Source organism: Nostoc sp. FACHB-888 (genome assembly GCF_014696655.1).
Classification (GTDB): Bacteria; Cyanobacteriota; Cyanobacteriia; order Cyanobacteriales; family Nostocaceae; genus Nostoc.
This window is the reverse complement of sequence record NZ_JACJQM010000008.1, coordinates 1-20,962: the sequence shown is the minus strand read 5'-3', so window position 1 is coordinate 20,962 and position 20,962 is coordinate 1. Positions and strand designations below refer to the sequence as shown.

The window sequence follows — 20,962 nt, the reverse complement described above, 5'->3', positions numbered from 1 at the left end:
TATAGTTAAGAATGCCGTGGTTATGTTAACTACGGCATTTACCCTAAATATCTATGGTTCTTCTTAACCGAACGGTATTGATTCCTCAACCCAACCTACATCAGAATGATTCTTTAGGCAAAACCTACGCAGTATTGCCACTCTTCTATGAATGTTTTTCTTTCAGATAAGAGCAAAAATAACAACAAACCTCCACATAAGTTTCATTTTTCTCTAAAGATAGCAAAACTTCTTCACGCAACAAGAAAAATTGACTCAACCTATTGTTAAATTTTGTAAAATTGAAGTCTTCAAAACTAGAAACCTGATATCTAGATAGCTAAACTAACAAACAGTGCATCTGTACTGTTAACTATTAAAAGTAGATGTGGCGCTATAGCGTGAATGATCCCAGTACAACTTATCCTCAAAAACTTTCTTAGTTACCGTGATGCAACTTTAGATTTTCGTGGTTTGCATACGGCTTGTATTTCGGGTTCCAATGGTGCGGGTAAATCTTCACTTTTGGAAGCAATCACTTGGGCCATTTGGGGTGAAAGCCGCGCCACTGCTGAAGATGATGTGATCTATTCTGGCGCAAAAGAAGTTCGAGTTGATTTTACTTTTCAAAGCAACCAGCAAAAATATCGGGTGATTCGTACCCGAATTCGGGGAGGTACTAGCGTTCTTGAATTTCAAATAGAAATACCATCTGGGTTTCGCTCACTCACTGGCAAAGGGGTAAGAGCAACCCAAGATTTGATTCTAGAACACATTAAGCTCGATTACGATACATTTATTAATTCTGCTTACTTACGTCAAGGTCGTGCAGATGAGTTCATGCTCAAACGCCCGACGGAACGCAAAGAAATTTTAGCGGAGTTGTTGAAACTCAATCAGTATGATGATTTGGAAGAACGGGCAAAGGAATCTTCTCGTCAGTTCAAAGCTAGGGCAGTAGAGTTAGAGCGTTCTTTGGAGTCGATTAAAATTCAGTTGCAACAACGCGAGACAACCGAAGCGCAAAGAGTCGAGTTAGAAGCCGAACTCAACCAACTGCAACAAGTACAAGCCTTTGATAATATTCAATTACAAAGTTTGCAAGTTGTCCAGCACCAGCGCCAAAACTGGGAACAACAACTCAGCTTTGTAAAGCAGCAATACCAAAATCTTACCCAAGATTGCGATCGCCTCCAACAAGAACAATCAGCTATTAACTCTCAGTTATCAGATTTAGAAAAAATATTACGCCAAGAAGCTGAAATTAAAGCTGGATATGCCCAATATCAAAGTCTCCAATCTCAAGAAGAAGCCTTTGCTGCTAAATTTGAAGAATACACCCGCGCTGGGCAGACTCGCCAACAAAAGCAACAACAACTTACTAAACAAATTCACGAAATCGAACGGCAACTGCAACAAGCCCAAGCCCAAATCGAAGCTTTGCAGCAACAAGAGCGAGATATTCAGCAAACTCTGACTAAATCAGGTGAAGTAGAAGCTGCTTTGTCACAACTAACCGCAGCCCGTCACCATGTTGCTCGTTTAGATCAACTGCAAATGCAAGTTACTCCCTTGTTGCAACAACGAGCAACTTTACAAAGCCAACTTGATCGCACTCATGCTGGTTTAGTAGCGCGACTCGAACAACTCCAAAGTACTGAGAACCAATTGCAACGCCAGCACCGCCGCCAACCGCAACTGCAACAAGCAGTGATGGATGTGGCAATCCAGATTGAGGAACTGGAGAAAAAGCGGGTTTATCTGCAACGAGTGCAGGAAAAAGGGCAAGAAAGGCGGCACTTTATCGAACGCCTGCAAGCTCATCAACGCGATTATGAAAAACTGCTGGGAGAATTAGAGCAAAAATTGCAAATGCTGCAAAATCCTGAAGCTCTTTGTCCATTATGCGAACGTCCTTTAGACGAACATCACTGGAGCCGAGTAGTGGAAAAAACTCAGGCTGAGTTAGAGGATACCCAAGGGCAGTTTTGGGTAGTGCGGGAACAAATGGCTGTGTCAGACAGAGAAATTCAGGTACTTAGGCAGGAATATCGGGAAATTTCCCAACAATTAGCTGGCTACGATGGTTTACGGGAACAACGGGGACAGTTGGCAGCCCAGTTAGAAGCTACAACTGATGTCCAACAACAGTTACAACAAATTGCTGCTGAAAAACAACATTTAGAGCGATCGCTCCAAGCTGGTGATTACGCTCCCGATAAACAAGCCGAACTCCGGCAGCTAGACCAATATCTGCAACAAGCTAATTATAATGAACAAGACCACGCCCTCGCCCGCAGCGAAGTTGAGCGGTGGCGTTGGGCAGAAATTAAACAAGGGCAGATTAAGGATGCTAATAAGCGACAAGCGCAACTATTAGCCCGAAAACCAGAATTACAATCCCAAATTGCTCAATTACAAGCCAAAATACAGCAAGATCAGACTGATTCTGAATGTGCTAAACAAATCGCGGCTCTTGAGCGTCACATTACTGAAATTGGCTACAGCTCCGAACAGCACAATAATCTGCGTATGGCTGTCCGCCAAGCTCAATCTTGGCATTTGCGGTATCAACAACTGCTGTCAGCCCAGCAGCAATATCCACAACTCCAAACGAGATTGCAAGACTTAGAGGATTCCAGAAGCGCCAGAGTAACGGAGCGGCAAAAACTCGGCGGACAAATCGAAAGCATTATCCAGCAATTACAAGCAACAGCTAACCCATCTGCTCAAATTCAAGCTTTAGAGCAGCAGTTAGCAATACGCAGACGGCAACTCGATGAGCAAATAGCCAAATTAGGGCGTTTAGAACAGTTGGCGCATCAATTAGAAACGCTGCAAATTCAGTATGAACAACAGCAGCAGCAATTACAATCTTGCAAGCAGGAATGCCGTGTTTATCAGGAATTAGTACAAGCTTTTGGTAAAAATGGTATCCAAGCACTGATGATTGAGAATGTGTTACCGCAACTGGAAGCTGAGACAAATCAACTGCTTTCGCGGCTAAGTGGCAATCAGTTTCATGTACAATTTATTACTCAAAAAGCTGGGCGTAGTGCTAAATCAACTAAGAAAAATGCCAAGCTGATAGACACCCTAGATATTCTAATCGCCGATTCTAGAGGAACGCGATCTTATGAAACTTACTCTGGTGGAGAAGCCTTTAGAATTAACTTTGCCATCCGTTTAGCCCTGGCGAAATTATTAGCACAACGGGCGGGAGCAGCTTTGCAATTGTTAATTGTAGATGAGGGTTTTGGTACACAAGATGCCGAAGGATGCGATCGCTTGATTGCAGCGATTAATGCGATCGCCTCCGATTTTGCCTGCATCCTCACTGTCACGCATATGCCCCACCTCAAAGAAGCTTTCCAAGCCAGGATTGAAGTGAATAAAACTCAGCAAGGTTCGCAGTTGAGTTTGTCAATTTAATTGTATTTAACCCGTGCATCGAGACCATAAGAGCGGAGCTTTTTCGTTAGCGCTTCTGCTTGTGCGCGATCGTTAAATGCTCCAGCATTCACATAATCTCCTAGACTGGATTGCTCTGTAACGGCATCGGGTATATATTGTTGCACTTTAATCAGAGTATCATTATTAGAAATTGGTATTATTACTCTGTAAGGATTATTAGCAACTAATGTGTTGCCATTAATCCGAGGTGCTATATAGTCATTGGTTGGAGGTAATACATAGCGATTAGTCTCAGGTAATACATAGCCAGTATTAACAGGCACTACATAGCGATTAGTCTCAGGTAATATATAACCATTAGCCTCAGTATAATTGCCACCAGTCGAGTTATTCAACCCTAATGCTTGCCAAGTTTGCCAATCTACATTTCCAGTAGAATTAAGTCGAGAATATTGCTGGAATGCAATTACAGATTCTCTGGTGTAATCGTTGAAAAAACCATCAGGATTGGTATTAGAGAAACCCAACTGCGACAAACGCTCTTGAACTAATCTGACATTATCTCCCTGATCCCCTAAAGTCAGATAATTTCTGCTTGGTTGTTGAGTAGCATATCCGCCTGTGGAGGCTCTACGCAATGCCTCCAAAACTTGGGCATTGGCGATGCCATCAACAGGTAGACGATAATTTCGCTGGAATTGGATGACAGCTTCTCTGGTCAATGGGCCAATATTCCCAGTGGGATTAGTATTAAAAAAACCTAACTGTCGTAAACGGGCTTGTAGTTCTTTTACTTGTTGAGTCGAGAGACTTGATCTGGCTGAAGTCGGAGGATAACCCAGTAGTGCGTTCCAAGTTTGTTGATTTACAATCCCGTTAGCAGATATGCGATACTTTCGCTGGAATGCAATTACAGCATCTTTAGTCATTGGGCCAAAATTTCCAGTGGCATTAGCATTCAAGTAGCCTAACTGCCGCAAACGCTGTTGTAACCTTGTCACGGCTGCACCAGTTTTGCCTTGAGAGAGAGTAGGGTATTGACCAACTGGCGATCGCGATGCGCCACGAGTATTCCTACTAGTAGTTCTACTTTGATATGCTCGTTGTAAGGCTTGTTGCGTATTAGTACCCACAACCCCATCAGCAGGTATTCTATTAGCTTGCTGGAATTTAATCACAGCATTTTGAGTCAAACTAGCAAATTTACCTGTCACCGGGCCGTTAAAGTAACCCAACTTTTTTAAACATCTCTGGCTACTGGTAACATTAGCCCCACTACAAAAGACGCATTGCAGCACCTGTAGATATATTTTTCCAATTCAAAAATTTGAAATTAACTACGACAGGAACACCCTTGACGCTTTCGGATACCTCATAGACTGAGGCGAGCTTAGTTAAGTAGCTATCTACCCCTGTTTTCACTTGCTTTTTTAGTTATGGCTATACAGAATTATACCAGCTACTCTGTATTATGCTTGTTTTATGTATGATCCTTTACAAGTAATTGCTCTAGAAATGCGTGTCTGGCTTAGGGAAACAGATGAAACTACGGACACACCTAATCTCGGTAGGGATGATCGGGTTGCTAAACAAATTATTACACTTACATAAAATGAGTCAAGACTATCATCTTTGAAGGAAAAGCTGACTCATACGATATCGGTTTCCAAATAAATTCTTGCTCATAAATTACTAAATCAGAATAAATAAAAACTTATTTAAATAAAAAAGCTGCAAGTGCTACATATCTAGGTTTTTGAGCAGGTTGGAATCCAGTAATAATCTCGGCAAAACTCGCCAATGACTGATAGTATTTTGGCGAGTTTCGATATTTGGTGAGATTTATGAACAAGTAGAATGATGCTATTCCACCTCCCAATGCCCTATGCCTATTGTTCATCAACTTTTTCAGTATTACCTGCTTTCACCCAACCTTCTTGTTCGCTACCTTCCAAACGAATCTTTTGCCAGCCTTTATCCGCGCTTTCTTCCAAGATAATAATTTTTTGATTAAAACCCACCCCACCAATCTTTTCAGCTTGTTGATTTGGTTGCGATCGCAAACTCAAGCCTTCAGCCCAATTAACACGCCCCCGGTAAGCTCCTGATGGCAATGGTTTTGGTGATGGGGTAGCCTTTGGTGATTCTGTGGGGGCGGAGGTTGAGCTTGGAGAAGATTCAGCCTTTGTCTCGGGTGTAAGGGTAGATTTACTTCCAGGCTCAGTTGCTTTGGGAGCTTGGGCTTTCACCGAAGGACTATCGTTAGAATAAACGGGTTTGGCAGGGGGTATGCCGGTACGATTCATAAAATAGAGTGCAATTGCAGCGCCGCCACCTATTAGTACAGCGATCGCTAAGAAAAACCCAAGTATAAATTTTGTTAATCCAGACAACATAGTTAAAACCTGATCACCAGTGGTCAATAGTCAGTAGTCAATAATAATTCATGATTAACTGTTGACTACTGACTAGCATTTATTAACTAACTCATTATTGTAGCTACTGCCGAATGCGTTTACGTAGTACGCCGGAGGCGTTCGCTTAAAGGATTGTGTTTTGATGCTAAACGCGCTCTCCCAGCCGCGGCCCATTCTTGGAGTTGCTGAATTTGCTCTACAGCAGTTCGCGCCAAGGGGATGATCTGACTGGCTGCTTCTAAAATGTCGTCAGTAGCAAAGTCGCGGTTTTGGCTAAATCCAATATGCATCGCTTCAATTAAAGTTTGCTCAATCTCTGCCCCAGAAAAATCGGGCGTTTCGTATGCTAACCTTTCGATGTCATAACTTTTCAAATTATGGGGGCGCAATCGGGATAAATGAACATCATAAATTGCTTTTCTCTCTTCTTGGGTGGGCAATCCTACAAAGAAAATTTCATCAAATCGCCCTTTACGCAGCATTTCCGGCGGTAAAGCTTGGATGTCGTTGGCGGTGGCGACGACAAACACGGGTGAGCTTTTTTCCGCTAGCCAGTTAATAAAAGTGCCAAACACACGGCTGGCTGTTCCTGCATCACCTTTGCTACCTAGTCCGGCAAAGGCTTTATCTATTTCATCAATCCACAAAATACAAGGAGCAAGAGCTTCAGCTACTTGGATCATTTGCCGAGTGCGAGATTCTGATTCACCCACCAAACCACCAAATAACCTTCCCACATCCAAACGCAACAAGGGTAAATGCCAGTGATGAGCGATCGCTTTTGCCGTTAACGATTTACCAGTTCCCTGAATACCCACCAACATTAAACCACGCGGGTGCGGTAATCCGTACTGTCGCGCTCGATCGGTAAATGAACCTCCCCGGCGAATCAGCCAGTCTTTTAAGTTATCCAGCCCGCCGATATCAGAAATTTGCTCAGTGGCGGGGTAGAAGTCCAAGATTTGGGTTTGGCGGATAGTTTGACGCTTTTCTTCCAAAATCAGATCCACGTCTTCTGGTTGCAATTCACCGTGGGTAGCGATCGCTCTTGCCAAGACTCGACGAATCCGTTCCATCGAAAGCCCTTGACAAGATAGCACTAAGTCATCTAAAACTTTGCCAGAAAGGGAATTACCAGTACTTTGTAGTAACCGTTCCACCTCAGTTTTAATTTCTGGGGCGGTGGGTAAGGGAAATTCGACTACTGTCAGCACTTCGGTTAAATCGTCAGGGATGGCGATGCGTGGCGATAGTAGAACAATATTTTTTGGTTGTGATTTGAGAAGTCTGGACAAGTTGCGGAGTTTGCGTGCGATCGCTACATCATCTAAAAAGCGATGATAATCTCGGAGAATCAATACCGCAGGTGCAGAGGCTGGTAATTTTTCGATGAATTCCAAAGCTTGCAACGGGTTACGTCGCCCAAACCCAACATCATTGGGATTTCCTTGGTAGCCATCGACAAAATCCCAAGTATATACTGGGCGATTACCCTGGTTGGTTGCTTCTTCCCGGATAGCTGCTTCTACCCGTTCTTCCTCATAAGTAGGAATATAAATCAAAGGGTAGCGGGCGCGTAGCAGCAGTTTAAACTCTTCACGGAAATTCATATTTAGCTGTGGTTATTTGTTCTTCTCTCATTGTTCAGGTTTGTATTGTGTCTCACAACTAAAAACGAATATATCTCTCCTTAACTAGCTCTATTAGGCAATGAAACTTGAAGAACCTACTTACATAAAAATTGCCGCAAAGCTTGTATCTACAGGTAGAAACTGAGAATAAATCAATTTACTTAGCATCCATGAATGTAGTAATTTGCTTACGATATACGCAAATTTTTTTAATATTCGTGAAAGTTATCTGCTTAATCTGGATTAGAGCTTAAATAAAAGTATGTTTTTATCAAGCAAATGAAATGACAGAAAATAATTCACAGCCCAAAAATCCTGGAGGAATGTCCCTCAACATTGGCGGTGGTCAATTTTCAGGTGTTCAAGTTGGACAAGCAGCTGGCGACATGACCCAAAATCAGCAAAATACTCAGGGTGGGGCTGAGAAAGAATTGACCTTATGTGAGGTTGCAGAATTAATGGCACAAATTGAATCCATATTTCGTAATTCAGATTTACCAGAAGACCAAAAGAAACAAGCACTGAAACATCTGGATTATGCAACCGACGCAGTTAAGGAAAAAGAACCAGACAAAAACACTGCGGCAACAAGTTTGCAAAAAGCTAGTAAAGTCCTCAAAGAAGCGAACGAAACGTTTAATGCAGGCGAAGGGATTTGGAAAAAGTTAGAGCCAATTGCCAAACAATTAGCTCCTTGGTTAGGAGTTGCAGCTAAAAGTCTTTTACTTTTTACATAAAAAAAGGTTATGACTCAAAATCTTAATATTGATGGTGCTTTGATTCGGGAAGCTCAAGTTGGACAGGCTGGACGGGACTTGCACCAAATTCAGTACCTAACTGTGAATGAAAGCTTCAGCCTAGCTAAACTAATAGGTCAAAGACAGGTAAAACCTCCTTCAGGGAAACAGGAGTACCGTTTCCGAGAAGTTTTACTTAATAAAGTCAAACAGTATTGGATTAAAGGTGTACTAGAAAAATCTTTGTATACTAAAAGTCTAATTGATTTGGGACTGGAAGAACGATTAGACGCAGTAAAGCGCCCATCTAACATTATCCAAGAAATTCCTAATGAGTCTGGGCAAACCTTACCTGAAGGGAAAAGTGTCACTCATGTCTTCAATCAGATGGGAAAAGGACGAACCTTATTGATTCTAGGAGAACCCGGCGCGGGTAAAACGATCACTCTCCTGAAGCTGGCACAAGAATTAATTGCTCGTACCGAAAAAGATTTGAGCCAACCTATTCCAGTAGTGCTGAACTTATCTTCTTGGGGAAATAAACAGCAAACAATTGCTGATTGGCTGATTGAGGAATTGAATAGTACATATCAAGTTTCTAAAGCACTTGCTAAACTTTGGATTGAAGATCAACAACTATTACTGCTGCTAGATGGTTTAGATGAGGTGAAAATTGATCGTCGGGAAATCGGCATCCAAGCCATCAACCAATTCATGCAAGAACATGGGCTGATTGAGATTGTGGTGACAAGCCGTATTCGAGATTATGAAGCTCTCTCTACTCGTTTACAATTGCAAGGTGCTATCTGCATCCAATCTTTGACATTTCAGCAAGTTAACCAATATTTAGATAGGGCTGGTGAACAACTAGAAGCAGTAAAAACATTGCTTCAAGAAGACACTACATTGCAAGAATTAGCTAAGTCTCCCCTGACTTTAAGCGTCATGACTCTAGCTTATAAAGGTAAGAAACTTGAAGATTTACCTAATACAGGTTCTAAAGAAGAACGCCGAAAGCACCTTTTTAATACTTATATTGAACGGATGTTTAAGCGCCGTAAATATGAGCCAAGATACTCAAAAGTGCAAGCAATGCGCTGGCTAATTTGGCTAGCACAGCAGATGTTTCAGAAGTCTCAAACGGTCTTTTTTATCGAAAGAATACAGCCTATATCCTTGTCAAATCGAGTGCAAAAAATACTTTATAAATTTGCAAATTTTTTGATTGGAGTAATCATTTCTGGGTTAATCGGCTGGCAAATACACAAATCACCTGGGGCATTAATTGGTGTAATTTCGGCTGCACTACCTTTAGCGTGGAATACGGCAGAAATCAAACCAGTTGAAACTTTAAGATGGTCTTGGCAAGAAGCCAAAAACTTTTTGAAGAGTGGACTACCAGGTGGATTGCTTTTGGGGCTAATCGTAGGACTATTTTTTAAGCTAGTTAAGACTCCATTTGTTCTCCAAACTGGGTTGCAACTAGTTAACGCTACAACATTTGATCTTCTAACTGGGCTGCAATTAGGTTTACTATATGGGCTAATTGATGGACTGATTTTAGGATTGTTATGTGGATTGAGAGGCCCAGATATAGTGATAAGAACAATTCCTAACCAAGGGATATGGAACTCAGCGAAGAATGCCCTGATAATGGGATTGATTGGCGGATTACTTGGGGGATTATTTGGGAGATTTATTGGTGAACAAATCTTCGGAAAAAAAGAATGGCTGCAATTGTGTTTAGTGTTTGGGCTTGTATCTGGGCTTGTGTTTGGGGGTGGTCAAGCCTGCCTACAACACTTTACTTTACGCCTCATTCTTTACACCAAGAATTGCATACCTCGAAACTATGTCCGCTTTCTTGATTATGCGACTGAACACATCTTTTTGCAAAAGGTTGGAGGTAGTTACATTTTTATCCATCGAATGCTGCTGGAGCATTTTGCCCAAATGGAGCCAGTATTTATTCAAGCAAGTTCACAACCAATTTATCAGTCTACTGATAGGAATAATGCACTCACTGAATTTAGTTCAACCAACAATTTTAAGAGAGACATTCCATCTCAAACTCCAGTTGAAAAAAATATAGTATGTACCAATTGTGATTGCACTAATCCAGTTACTTTCAACTTCTGTACCAAGTGTGGGAAACGATTAAATCAACCACTTAGCTGAGACTAAGTTAAGCAAGGTCATAATGATAAATAAAGAACATTATTTGCCAGTTTGTGTTTATTATTACGGCTCAATGCTTTCAGTTTCTGGCTTTACTGTGTATCCTAAAGCTATGATAACCGACTCATTAAAATAAACGCGCTATTAGTTAGTAGCGCGTTAACGAAGTTGAAAGTCACCTGTCTATCCCGGAAGTTGCTTTTTCAAAGCTTCCAGAGAAGCCCAACGGTTATCAACTGGAGTTTCAGAACTATCAGAATTATCAGAATTATCAACAGTACTACTTACAGGAATACCTGGACAATTGCGATTACACAGCTGGCGCAGAGGTACTGCCAAGCACATTTGCTCATACAGCCATTCGTTGGGATAAAAATAACCATCGGGCGGTAGGGTTTCTAGCAAATCTTCCATAGTCACTTCTCGCTCTAGGGGCAAGTCATCTGACTGATTTGCATTTTCGTCTAACCAAATGATTTCTTTCGTATCAAGCCCTAAGCGGCGATTGTATTGCTGCAAACAGCGGTTGCAAGTACAAGTAATAATTGTTTCTGCTTGAGCAGACACTTCCAGGTAATTGCCATGATGCTCTACGCGCACATGACCGCGAACTGGTGTCAACGTTTCTAGACCAGGCAGAAATTCCTGAACCTGAACTTCCTCTGTCCGCTCCGGGGCTTTAGTTAGCTGCGGAATAAAAATTGCGTCCATAGGATTTGTGAGACATCCTCACTAAAAATTTATCTTTATTAGCAGCAATTATACTGATGCTACATCTTTATTTTAGCTTTTAGGAACAAGAGGAATTGTGAAATTATATAGTTATGAGCTTCAGTTAACTCTTAACTCTGCCAATTTTAGATTTTGAATTTTGGATTGAAAGAAAAATCTAAAATCTAAAATCTAAAATTGAATAACTCCTAATCCCTAACTTCTTCCAACGAAGCTGCTCGTACAACCAAATGACGATGCGGCTCTTTACCGCGACTGAAAGTTTCTAAATCTCCAAAATCCTTCAAGAATGTATGGATTTGCCGCCTTTCAGCAGAACTAAGGGATTTAATTTCCACTTCTCTACCAGAAAAGCGCACTTCATCAGCTGCTGCTTCTGCTAATGCGCGAATTTCGGCTTCTCTCTTAACTCGGTAGCCATTCAACTCAATAGTGTAAGAGGCTTGTTCCTCCGGTGGTTGGCTTAGGTTTAAAACTGAATTTGCTAGATACTGAATTGCATCTAATACAGAACCATCAGCACCAATTAATACCTGGATTTGTTCTGTTGTCAAATTAGTTTGGTCAATTGTTAACCAGTAGTTATCTGGTTCTGGGGAATCACCCTCTTGAGATTGGGCAGTTTCTAAATGACCCTGAATTTCGGCAGGTATTCCAGTGAGTTCCAACAGGGTTTTTAACCACTGCTGACCTCGCTGCATGGGAATATTGCTCATGATCCCCCTGTCGCCTTTTTCTTGGCACTTTTTGGTTCAAAAGGCAATGCCTTTTGTTCTGCGACTACTGCTTCTTTCTCCTGGGTTTCTACGATTTTTTGCAGTTCTTCTGGTAGAGGTTCGCGGGAGAGCAGATAAGTTTGTGCAGTTTGGAAAATATTACCAATCACCATATACATCAGCACCCCAGCTGGTAAGGGGAAGAACAAAAACATCCCAGAAAAGATTACTGGGGTGACTTTGTTAACTGTATCCTGCTGCGGATTGCCACCACTGGAATTTTGCCCAGAAAGCATTTGGCTAACATAAAGGCTGATTCCAAAGGACACGATCATAGCAACGATATCCCAATGGATTGTGCCATCTGGATCAGTTGCACCAACCCTGCCTAAGGCATCAATAAATAGAAAGCCTTTTTCTGCTGCTAGTCCAGGAATTGTCCCCTGAATAGTGACTTCTCCAGGCTGCAAAGCTTCTACATTGCCGTCGGCATCAATTTTTACCCTATCTTCACCTTTGGTGACTTTCCAATCAGGAGTCAACTTATTTTCGGGGTGTTCTGCTAAGAGTACCTGAAATGGTTTGCCCTGAACGGTCTGATATTGGATCTTAGTTTGTTCTCCCACCGCTAGTTTGTTACCACTAGGAAGGATTGCAGCTACTTTAACGTGTTCTCCATCAGCAATATAAATATTTTGGGGAGCAGTGGCAAAGGCTTGCGGTTGAATTTGTTCGATTTGTTCTGCGGGAAGAATTTGCAGGTTAACGCTGTAGTTCGCACTTGCAAAAGGCGAACCCCGCAAAGTAGCAAACAGCGCTAATAAAACCGGCATTTGCACTAGTAATGGAAAACAGCCTGCTAAGGGGTTGCCAAATTCTTTTTGAACATTGACCATTTCCTCCTGCTGCTTTTGCGGTTCATCCTTATAGCGCTCTTTAATTTCTGCCATCCGCTTCTGCATCAGAGGTTGTACAATTCGCATTTTCCGCATATTGCGAATTGAGCCAGCACTCAGGGGATAGAGCGCGAAGCGGACTATCAGGGTCAAAGCAACGATCGCCAATCCGTAGCTAGGCACAATACCATAGAAAAAATCTATGATTGGCAGCATCACGTTGTTCGAGAGAAAGCCGATACCAAAATCCATTATTCTGAATTCAACCTGAGGTACTGTAAACTGACTGAATCTAAGTTTATCTAAATCATAAATTATGTGCGACTACCCTTCGCTACGGATAGCCGCACATTCAAATGGGGCATTAGGCATTGGGCATTGGGCATTGGTTTTTCTCCCTTTCTCCCCTTGCTTGCTCCCATCACTTGTTAGCAGCAGCGCTATATTCGGGATTTTTCGCAGCAATTCTTTCGTTAATGTAGTCATAGACTTCTCGAAACTTAGGAATTGCACGCAGTTCGAGACGGCTGCCGTTTCTTAGAGTTAGCACCATATCTCCCCATAAGCCAATGCCACGGGGAACTGTGACAACTTTAACGATTTCTGAATAAATTATGTCAGTGCGATCGCGTCCCTGCCAACCTCCCGTCACGGTAATCCGGCGATCGGTGATGCGGAAACGCAGCCACAATGCTCTGACAATTGCCCCAACTGTTAATGGTATCCCGACAATGGTTAGTCCAATCAACAGGTTAACAATCAAATCCCCAATATGGGGGCCACCTTCATAATAAACATCTTCACGAATTCCCATCGAACACCTCAGCTTGTGCCAACAACTGCTCTAATTCTTGCAGAAATTGTGGGCTTACGCACTTAGATTCTACTGCTGTGGGTTTGACAATGAACACTAGCCGCCATCCTGGTGATAATTTAGGCAGCAAATTATGTAAAGCAGAAGTAATTTGCCGTTTGATTCGATTGCGAACCACTGCCCTTTTGCTTACTTTTGTGCTTATAGAAATGCCAATGCGGGTGCTGGCAATATCTGCTGAGTCAGTTGCTTGTGTTGTTTGGGTGGCAGTGTCCAAAGAAGGTTTTGTCAAACATAGAGGCTTTAAGGCTCTCAATGTTAAATAAGAACCATGACGCCGAATCCCTTCCCGGAAAACTGCCTGAAAATCCTTGCGGGATTTTAGCCGATTTGCTTTAGGCAAAGCCACAGATGCTCTTATAGCTTAATATGCCCTAAACGCTCAGACGGTGACGCCCTTTTTTTCTCCTAGCACTAATCACGTTTCTGCCGTCTGGTGTCCGCATCCTAGCGCGAAAACCAGAGGTTCTTTTTCTCTTACGGCTAGTACCGCCCAGTGTTCTTTTCATACTGTTCTCCTCTTAAGTGATTTTTATAAAAACTCACAATCTCCAATTTTATCACTTTATTTGGGAATTGGGAATTGGGAATTGAGCATAGGGAATTGCTTAGACCCACTCAGCACTCTTAAGTGATGCTTAAAATCCATGTTCCCATATAGCGCAGTAGTGGCACATCGCCAGGCGAGAGAACTTGACAGTTAAAATAGTAAATTCCGCCGAAGGCTGGGTTTTTCACGTTAGATAAGACTACCTCAACTCCACTACCTGCTGGTACCGGCTCTTGGGGAAAAATATTAATCAGCTTACCTTCTTTGTCCCACTTCACCTCAGAAAGCGGAACTGCTTTGCCTTTGACTCGGACTTGAATGTTTTTCTGGTCAAAAGTTCCTTTGTAATAATCAGGATAGGTAATGGCAAATTGACCAACAGCCAATTTCATTCTTTGGGCTGGAATCCTCAATATGTATCTATCCCAACCATTAGCTTGTCCACCAAAATCTAACCGGAAGGGGAGTTGATTTTCTTGTTTGATGCCGCTAAACAGCGTAAACCCAGGTAAACTTTGCGCCCAAGTCAGCGCTGGAAATGCAGTCATTAAACAGCTAGTCACGGCTAAAGCGGAAAGTAAACGTCGCATAATTGGGCTTCCTCTACCAAAATATAAATCTGTTATCTAAATAACCGTGTGTTAGTATTCGTTACTAAAGTTTACTACTCACTTCCTAACAATTGACGTTCAGTAACAATAAAAAGTGCCATCCTCCTTGATGTTTGGGTGGCAAATAATACTACTTAGTTGCAAATTTAACATATAATTTATTTACTTTATTACTCTTACAGACTGCTGATTTGATGATTAGGTTGGTAAAATTTTGAACTAAATAGAAATACAGTTGGGATTGGATTGTGTTTCTAAATATGTATAAGTGTATCTAAATTTGAGAATTTTGTTATAAAAATTGAGGTGTGGCATCAGCGATCGCCAGTTAAGTTGGGCTAAATTGATTAAAATAAGTTGGAATCAAAGTCGTAATCATTAAAATTTGATTGGGAAATTATAAAGCGTTCAAAATTTGGTCAATATTGCTCTATAAGAAAGGAATACCAAAATTTCTCAATCCCGAAAACAAGCTGAAGATAAAGATGCAAAATTTGGGAATCAATTTAGGATGTGCAATACGTAACCCTGTTTGCAACTATCTGAGAATATGACATCTGCGAACGGCAAAGCCAGGCTTTGCCTGGATAGTTAAGAGTGGGAGAGGAAAGTTTCAAGGTTCAATCTACAAGTAAAAGTCATGGGTGATTTTGCCGTCTAAGTACTATGAGTGCGGGATATCCCTCATCTAGGCAATCGCTTACTTGGCAGAGATTAGGTATTTATCTTCAGGAGATTTCATGAGAATAGCAGTTGCTAAAGAAATTGAAGTTTGTGAACGTCGTGTGGCATTAATTCCTGACACCGTTGCTCGATTGGTAAAACAAGGTTTGGAAGTTTGGGTAGAAGCAGGTGCAGGAGAACGATCTTTTTTCAACGATCCTGACTATGAAGCGGCAGGAGCCACAATAATCAGCGATACTGCCAAATTATGGGGCGAAACAGATATTTTGCTGAAAGTCAGTCCACCTCAAGAACGAGAAGATGGACGCTCAGAAGTTGATTTGTTAAAGGAAGGGGCTATATTAGTCAGTTTCCTCAATCCTTTGGGAAATCCTGTTGTTGCACAGCAACTAGCAAATCGGAAAGTCACAGCCTTGAGTATGGAAATGATTCCCCGTACTACCAGGGCGCAAAGTATGGATGCTTTGTCCTCGCAAGCTTCATTAGCAGGTTATAAAGCAGTATTAATTGCCGCAGCTGCATTACCGAAATATTTCCCGATGTTAACCACAGCCGCAGGTACGATCGCTCCAGCGAAAGTATTTATTATGGGCGCTGGTGTAGCCGGATTGCAAGCGATCGCTACTGCCAGACGCTTGGGAGCAGTGGTAGAAGCCTTTGATATCCGTCCCGCCGTCAAAGAAGAAGTGCAAAGCTTAGGGGCAAAATTTGTTGAAGTCAAATTAGATGAAGAAACCGTCGCCGCAGGTGGTTACGCCAAGGAAATCTCTGAAGCTAGCAAACAACGTACTCAAGAAGTTGTTGCTGAACACATCAAAAATTCTGATGTCGTAATTACCACCGCCCAAGTTCCTGGAAGACAAGCACCACGGCTCGTCACAGAAGAAATGGTGGCACAGATGAAACCAGGTTCAGTGATTGTAGATTTGGCCGCTGAACAGGGTGGTAACTGCGCCTGCACCGAACCCGGTAAAGATATTGTATGGAACGGCGTAACAATTATCGGCCCCATTAATCTCCCATCATCGATGCCAATTCACGCCAGCCAATTGTATGCCAAGAACGTTACGTCATTGATGCAACTGCTAATTAAAGACAAAACTTTGCAGGTTGACTTTGGCGACGACATCGTTGATGCAGCTTGCGTTACCCACGCTGGTGAAATTCGCAATCAACGAGTGCGGGATGCACTACAAGCTTTGAGCGGCGTTGGAGCAGGTTAGTAGCCCAAATTAACATAAGGAGTTTTTCAAGCATGACAGAGGCATTACTTGCTGCTTTGTTTGTATTTGTTTTGGCATCTTTTATCGGCTTTGAAGTCATCAACAAAATCCCACCGACTCTACACACGCCCTTAATGTCAGGCTCAAACGCGATTTCTGGCATTGCGGTACTTGGAGCAATAGTTGCTGCTGGCGCGAGAGACACAAGTGTGTCAGTAATTCTCGGTTTGATTGCTGTGGTATTAGCAACAGTCAACGTTGTGGGTGGTTTTTTAGTGACAGATAGAATGTTGCAAATGTTCAAGAAGAAGGAGATTAAAGCGTGAGCGACTTTTTACCAACTGGCATTCAGCTGACGTACTTAGTCGCTGCATCGTTATTCATTCTGGGCTTGAAAAAGCTGGGATCACCTGCTACAGCGAGAAACGGTAATATCGTAGCGGCTGTAGGGATGCTACTGGCGATCGCAGCGACAATGCTGGATCAGCATGTGTTGAACTACGAGATGATATTGTTGGGCTTGGCTATTGGATCGGGAATTGGTGCGATCGTTGCCTACAAAGTCCAAATGACCGAAATGCCCCAAATGGTGGGATTACTCAACGGTTTAGGCGGTGCGGCTTCGGCATTAGTAGCCGTTGCCGAATTCTGGCGGTTATTAGATAGTTCTCAGCCGATACCCCTTGATGTCAACATTTCCATCCTGTTGGACGTGTTAATCGGTGGCGTTACCTTCACAGGTAGTTTTTTAGCCTTTGCTAAATTGCAAGGTTTAATTAGCGGTTCGCCGATTACATTTCCATTCCAGCAACCATTTAACCTGTTGCTTCTGGGTGCTTATATAGTAGGTAGTGCCTACTTAATCATCACACCCGATAGCTTACCCATATTCTTGGGAGTGGTTGGCGTTTCATTGGTTCTGGGTGTGATGTTCGTCATCCCCATTGGTGGCGGCGATATGCCGGTGGTAATTTCGCTGTTGAACTCCTTGTCAGGTGTTGCGGCGGCGGCGGCTGGGTTCGTGGTGATGAACAATATGTTAATCATCGCTGGTGCTTTGGTAGGAGCATCTGGCTTAATCCTCACCGAAATTATGTGTAAGGCGATGAACCGCTCCTTATTTAGTGTGCTGTTCAGCGCTTTTGGTACAGGTTCTAGTTCTGGTGGTGGTGCTGCTAGTGGTGGTGCGATCGATCAAAGCGTCCGCAGCATTGATCCTGAAGAAGGAGCGATGATGTTGGGTTATGCCCGTTCTGTGGTAATTGTGCCTGGTTATGGTATGGCAGTTGCCCAAGCGCAACATAGCGTCCGGGAATTGTCAGATCAGTTAGAAAAAATGGGCGTTGATGTCAAGTATGCCATTCACCCCGTTGCTGGTAGAATGCCGGGGCACATGAATGTGTTGCTGGCGGAGGCAAATGTGCCTTATACGCAGTTGTACGACATGGATGATATTAATCCCCAGTTTGATCAAGCAGATGTGGCTTTAGTAATTGGGGCAAATGATGTAGTAAATCCGGCAGCGCGGAGTGATACAAATAGCCCGATTTATGGTATGCCGATTTTGGAAGTAGATCGGGCGAAGCAGACGATTGTGATTAAGCGCGGGATGAGTACGGGTTTTGCCGGTGTAGATAATGAGTTGTTCTACAAAGATAAAACTACGATGCTTTTTGGTAGTGCTAAGGATATGGTGGCGAAGTTGGTTTCGGAAGTGAAGCAACTTTAAGAGAAACGAACCGCAGAGGCGCAGAGAGCGCGGAGTAAAGAAACAATTAGAGAGTTGGCTTGCCTTGGGGGTGTGATGCTTCTGAGGCAAGTTTTTTGGAGATTGTTTTACGTAAAGACGCAAAGAAGACTTTAATAAAAACGTACTAATTTTGTACTAATTAAAGGCTAATGCATATGTTGAATATAATTTTGCAGTCAAAATTATCTCTTGGATTTTGACAAAACAGTAATTTTAAGTTTATAAAGTATAAAGTTACACAAAAGAACCGCTAACTAATTTAACTACCTATCTTGGTGCAGGATAAATAATTTATGGACAAAGAATTATATTCACTATCTAAAATTTTTACAGAAAAACTATATAGAATACCAGACTACCAGAGAGGATATGCTTGGAATCTGAAGCAACTTAAAGATTTTTGGAATGATTTAGAACAGCTCGGAGATAAAAAAAATCATTATTTAGGAGTTTTAACTTTAGAAGAGGTTTCTAATGAGGTTATCAATCAGTGGCAAAATGATTCATGGATAATACAGTCCAAAGGTTATGACGCTTATTATATTGTTGATGGTCAACAGAGATTAACAACTTCAATAATTCTCATTCAAGGATTGATTGAGTGTACTGATAAAAATACTAAATTAAATTATAATACCATTGAGGAGATTCGCAAAAAATATATTTCTGATTCAAAAGATGGCGGCATTTCTATATCGTATATCTTTGGTTATGAAAAAGATAATCCAAGTTATGAATTTTTAAAGACAAACTTTCAAAACTATACACCTAAAGAAAAAAATATATTAAAAAATTCTCTCGGTAACTTATTACCTCTTTCATCAGCTAAAAACTCTAGCTTTAGTAATAAATCTTTCCTTGCAAAAAAAGGTAATGAAATAAATACTATTGGATATAGATATGGGTCTTTTTCTGAAAATGAAGTAGCCAATTATGAACATTGGACAGCTAAGGAGATACTTAAAAGAGGTATTGATTTACTAAACTTTATGGAAGAAAGATGGCAATTTAGCATAGGAAATGAACAAGAAAAAATAGAATTTTTAGGTATAGGATTTGTCTTAAAAAAAGAAGGTTTATCTCATTAATCAAATATGTATGTGTACCTTTGCGTGATACAAAAAATGATCGCCACATACTAGCCAAAATGCGCTCACCTCAAATCTGACTCCTTGGTGTTTTGGCGGTTCGTTAAAAAAAGCGATCGCCAAATATCCACAGTGCGAACGCTCTGGCAATATAATTAAGATTGTGGTGTAATACTGCGTGGATCAACAACTACAATTTCAGAAAAACGTTTAAAGTCATCAATATTAAATGTAAGTAGATGTGTAATCTGGTGTGTTATCATCGCCGCAACTAAACGTGCATCATGCACCTTTTTTCCCATGACTTGGTATTTAATAATTAGAGATTCCCATTCACTAAAAATAGCAGGTATATCAAGGTGTAGTATAAATATCTTCTTAAGTTTATCAGTTTCTTCTACTGCTTGAGCCGTGGATAAACCTAAACCATTACTATTAATTGGTCTTGTAGCAACAGCCCAAAACTCAATGAGATTCTGTGGAATAATATATAATAGTTCCCCTTGTCTCTTGAGCATCAATATGGCTCTTTGAGTATCAAAGTGCATTGGGCTATTCTTCTGCACCAAACGCAGCAAAATATTAGTATCCACCAAATAACTCATAACATTTCATCTTCTCTGGTGTAAATACTCTCTCGACTAATCGCTCCGTCTGAAAGTACTGGCGCTAAAGAAAAAGCAGGACTATTTATTAAATCTGTTAATATAGCTTCCCATTCTTCATGAGTTGATACTTGATAAAGAAAACTTTCTTCATGGCTCGTTAAACTGTTTTCAATCAGAGATGCAAGATAAGCTTCTACTGATAAACCTTGTGCAGCAGCTTCAGCAATGAGACGAGCCTCTATTTCTGGTTTTAATTGTAGCTGTATAATCATTTGTTGTCTCCTAATTCCCTGAGTTGTAGAAGTTTTCATCTGGATAATAGCAAAAGTCTTCTCCCTCTAAGTTTGAGAATGTACTTAATTCACTACCAGGTGCATAATCTGCAATAGCTGTCGTTGCAGCTAGTGTTAATTGGCGTTTTTGCTCATCTTTGGTAAGTGAGTGTTTTTCTTGAAGAACTAATTGCAGGGCTGACTCAGCTATCTTCAGGCGATCGCTTATGCTCAGGTTTGGGAGTGCTTGGAGAATTTCTTTAGTTTCCATATTAATTCATAGAGCAACTTATATTACTAATGCTAGTAAAATTATAATAAGCGATCGCCTGCAAAATCTTCAGCGTGCGATGCCCCTCTTCTTCCTCTGTGTACTCTGCGCCTCTGTAGTTCTTTAAAAAGAGTGATCGCTAAATCTCTACGGTGCGATCGCTACCTTAAGTTACACCAACAATTAATGAACTTAACTTATATAGGTAATCGCCTTACCCGGAAAGTTTCATTAGACTCATCCGCAAAACGTAAATGCTTACTGTAAGTGGGTTTGACGAATTTAGGTTCAATAGGCGATCGCTAACTTACTCTACGATAAAATAGGTGTT

Annotated in this window: 20 protein-coding genes; 7 read left to right on the top strand and 13 right to left on the bottom strand. The window is 41.6% G+C overall.

Features of this window, described 5'->3' with window-relative positions:
* Positions 1 to 384: 384 nt before the first annotated feature.
* On the top strand, positions 385 to 3,411 hold the full coding sequence (locus H6G26_RS07200; RefSeq protein WP_190728601.1) for an SMC family ATPase: 3,027 nt from the start codon (positions 385 to 387) through the stop codon (positions 3,409 to 3,411).
* Here the strand turns inward: H6G26_RS07200 and H6G26_RS07195 are convergent.
* The 3 genes from H6G26_RS07195 to H6G26_RS07185 all read right to left on the bottom strand — a co-directional run bounded on the left by H6G26_RS07195 (position 3,408) and on the right by H6G26_RS07185 (position 7,420).
* Positions 3,408 to 4,691 carry a peptidoglycan-binding protein gene (locus H6G26_RS07195; RefSeq protein ID WP_347242440.1) on the bottom strand — a complete coding sequence of 428 codons (1,284 nt, stop codon included), beginning with the start codon at positions 4,689 to 4,691 and terminating at the stop codon, positions 3,408 to 3,410. The genes H6G26_RS07200 and H6G26_RS07195 overlap by 4 nt on opposite strands.
* Before the next feature lie 591 nt (positions 4,692 to 5,282).
* Positions 5,283 to 5,789 carry an SH3 domain-containing protein gene (locus H6G26_RS07190; RefSeq protein ID WP_190728600.1) on the bottom strand — a complete coding sequence of 169 codons (507 nt, stop codon included), beginning with the start codon at positions 5,787 to 5,789 and terminating at the stop codon, positions 5,283 to 5,285.
* Positions 5,790 to 5,908: 119 nt separating this feature from the next.
* On the bottom strand, positions 5,909 to 7,420 hold the full coding sequence (locus H6G26_RS07185) for an AAA family ATPase (RefSeq protein ID WP_190728599.1): 1,512 nt from the start codon (positions 7,418 to 7,420) through the stop codon (positions 5,909 to 5,911).
* Positions 7,421 to 7,725: 305 nt separating this feature from the next.
* Here H6G26_RS07185 and H6G26_RS07180 point away from each other — a divergent pair, with 305 nt between their 5' ends.
* Complete coding sequence (locus H6G26_RS07180) at positions 7,726 to 8,178, top strand: hypothetical protein (RefSeq protein ID WP_229560147.1); 453 nt, start codon at positions 7,726 to 7,728, stop codon at positions 8,176 to 8,178.
* 9 nt (positions 8,179 to 8,187) lie between these two features.
* Positions 8,188 to 10,356 (top strand): NACHT domain-containing protein, encoded by a 2,169-nt coding sequence (locus H6G26_RS07175; RefSeq protein ID WP_190728598.1) that lies wholly within the window; start codon positions 8,188 to 8,190, stop codon positions 10,354 to 10,356.
* A 183-nt stretch (positions 10,357 to 10,539) separates the two neighbouring features.
* Here the strand turns inward: H6G26_RS07175 and H6G26_RS07170 are convergent, their stop codons facing one another.
* From H6G26_RS07170 to H6G26_RS07140, 7 genes are all read right to left on the bottom strand, one after another.
* Positions 10,540 to 11,067 (bottom strand): DUF177 domain-containing protein, encoded by a 528-nt coding sequence (locus H6G26_RS07170; protein WP_190728597.1) that lies wholly within the window; start codon positions 11,065 to 11,067, stop codon positions 10,540 to 10,542.
* A gap of 209 nt (positions 11,068 to 11,276) precedes the next feature.
* Positions 11,277 to 11,804: a R3H domain-containing nucleic acid-binding protein gene (locus tag H6G26_RS07165; RefSeq protein ID WP_190728596.1), complete on the bottom strand. Its 528-nt coding sequence runs from the start codon at positions 11,802 to 11,804 to the stop codon at positions 11,277 to 11,279.
* Positions 11,801 to 12,952: a membrane protein insertase YidC gene (yidC, locus tag H6G26_RS07160; RefSeq protein WP_190728595.1), complete on the bottom strand. Its 1,152-nt coding sequence runs from the start codon at positions 12,950 to 12,952 to the stop codon at positions 11,801 to 11,803. Before yidC ends, H6G26_RS07165 begins: the two co-directional genes overlap by 4 nt.
* Before the next feature lie 169 nt (positions 12,953 to 13,121).
* The gene (locus H6G26_RS07155) at positions 13,122 to 13,514 is read right to left on the bottom strand and encodes a PH domain-containing protein (RefSeq protein ID WP_109009000.1); all 393 of its coding nucleotides are present in this window, start codon (positions 13,512 to 13,514) and stop codon (positions 13,122 to 13,124) included.
* A complete protein-coding gene (gene rnpA / locus H6G26_RS07150) occupies positions 13,501 to 13,923 on the bottom strand; it encodes a ribonuclease P protein component (protein WP_190728594.1) in 423 nt (140 codons plus the stop codon). The genes H6G26_RS07155 and rnpA overlap by 14 nt, the downstream gene beginning before the upstream one ends.
* Before the next feature lie 25 nt (positions 13,924 to 13,948).
* Positions 13,949 to 14,083, bottom strand: a complete 135-nt coding sequence (gene rpmH / locus H6G26_RS07145; protein ID WP_099102484.1) for a 50S ribosomal protein L34 — start codon at positions 14,081 to 14,083, stop codon at positions 13,949 to 13,951.
* 118 nt (positions 14,084 to 14,201) lie between these two features.
* Entirely contained in the window at positions 14,202 to 14,714 is a 513-nt protein-coding gene (locus tag H6G26_RS07140; protein WP_190728593.1) for a DUF2808 domain-containing protein, read from the bottom strand.
* A gap of 761 nt (positions 14,715 to 15,475) precedes the next feature.
* Here H6G26_RS07140 and H6G26_RS07135 point away from each other — a divergent pair.
* The 4 genes from H6G26_RS07135 to H6G26_RS07120 all read left to right on the top strand — a co-directional run bounded on the left by H6G26_RS07135 (position 15,476) and on the right by H6G26_RS07120 (position 19,480).
* The gene (locus tag H6G26_RS07135) at positions 15,476 to 16,642 is read left to right on the top strand and encodes a Re/Si-specific NAD(P)(+) transhydrogenase subunit alpha (protein WP_190728592.1); all 1,167 of its coding nucleotides are present in this window, start codon (positions 15,476 to 15,478) and stop codon (positions 16,640 to 16,642) included.
* A 32-nt stretch (positions 16,643 to 16,674) separates the two neighbouring features.
* Positions 16,675 to 16,968, top strand: coding sequence for an NAD(P) transhydrogenase subunit alpha (locus tag H6G26_RS07130; RefSeq protein WP_100900811.1), 294 nt, complete (start codon positions 16,675 to 16,677; stop codon positions 16,966 to 16,968).
* Positions 16,965 to 18,371 (top strand): NAD(P)(+) transhydrogenase (Re/Si-specific) subunit beta, encoded by a 1,407-nt coding sequence (locus H6G26_RS07125; RefSeq protein ID WP_190728591.1) that lies wholly within the window; start codon positions 16,965 to 16,967, stop codon positions 18,369 to 18,371. Before H6G26_RS07130 ends, H6G26_RS07125 begins: the two co-directional genes overlap by 4 nt.
* A 314-nt stretch (positions 18,372 to 18,685) precedes the next feature.
* Positions 18,686 to 19,480, top strand: a complete 795-nt coding sequence (locus H6G26_RS07120; RefSeq protein ID WP_190728590.1) for a DUF262 domain-containing HNH endonuclease family protein — start codon at positions 18,686 to 18,688, stop codon at positions 19,478 to 19,480.
* Between the two features lie 155 nt (positions 19,481 to 19,635).
* On the opposite strand, the gene H6G26_RS07115 is transcribed toward H6G26_RS07120, so the two are convergent.
* The 3 genes from H6G26_RS07115 to H6G26_RS07105 are packed head-to-tail and all read right to left on the bottom strand — an operon-like array spanning position 19,636 to position 20,631.
* Positions 19,636 to 20,085, bottom strand: coding sequence for a type II toxin-antitoxin system VapC family toxin (locus H6G26_RS07115; protein WP_190728589.1), 450 nt, complete (start codon positions 20,083 to 20,085; stop codon positions 19,636 to 19,638).
* Positions 20,082 to 20,360: a hypothetical protein gene (locus tag H6G26_RS07110; RefSeq protein ID WP_190728588.1), complete on the bottom strand. Its 279-nt coding sequence runs from the start codon at positions 20,358 to 20,360 to the stop codon at positions 20,082 to 20,084. The genes H6G26_RS07115 and H6G26_RS07110 overlap by 4 nt, the downstream gene beginning before the upstream one ends.
* A 10-nt stretch (positions 20,361 to 20,370) precedes the next feature.
* On the bottom strand, positions 20,371 to 20,631 hold the full coding sequence (locus H6G26_RS07105) for a hypothetical protein (protein WP_190728587.1): 261 nt from the start codon (positions 20,629 to 20,631) through the stop codon (positions 20,371 to 20,373).
* Positions 20,632 to 20,962: the final 331 nt, after the last annotated feature.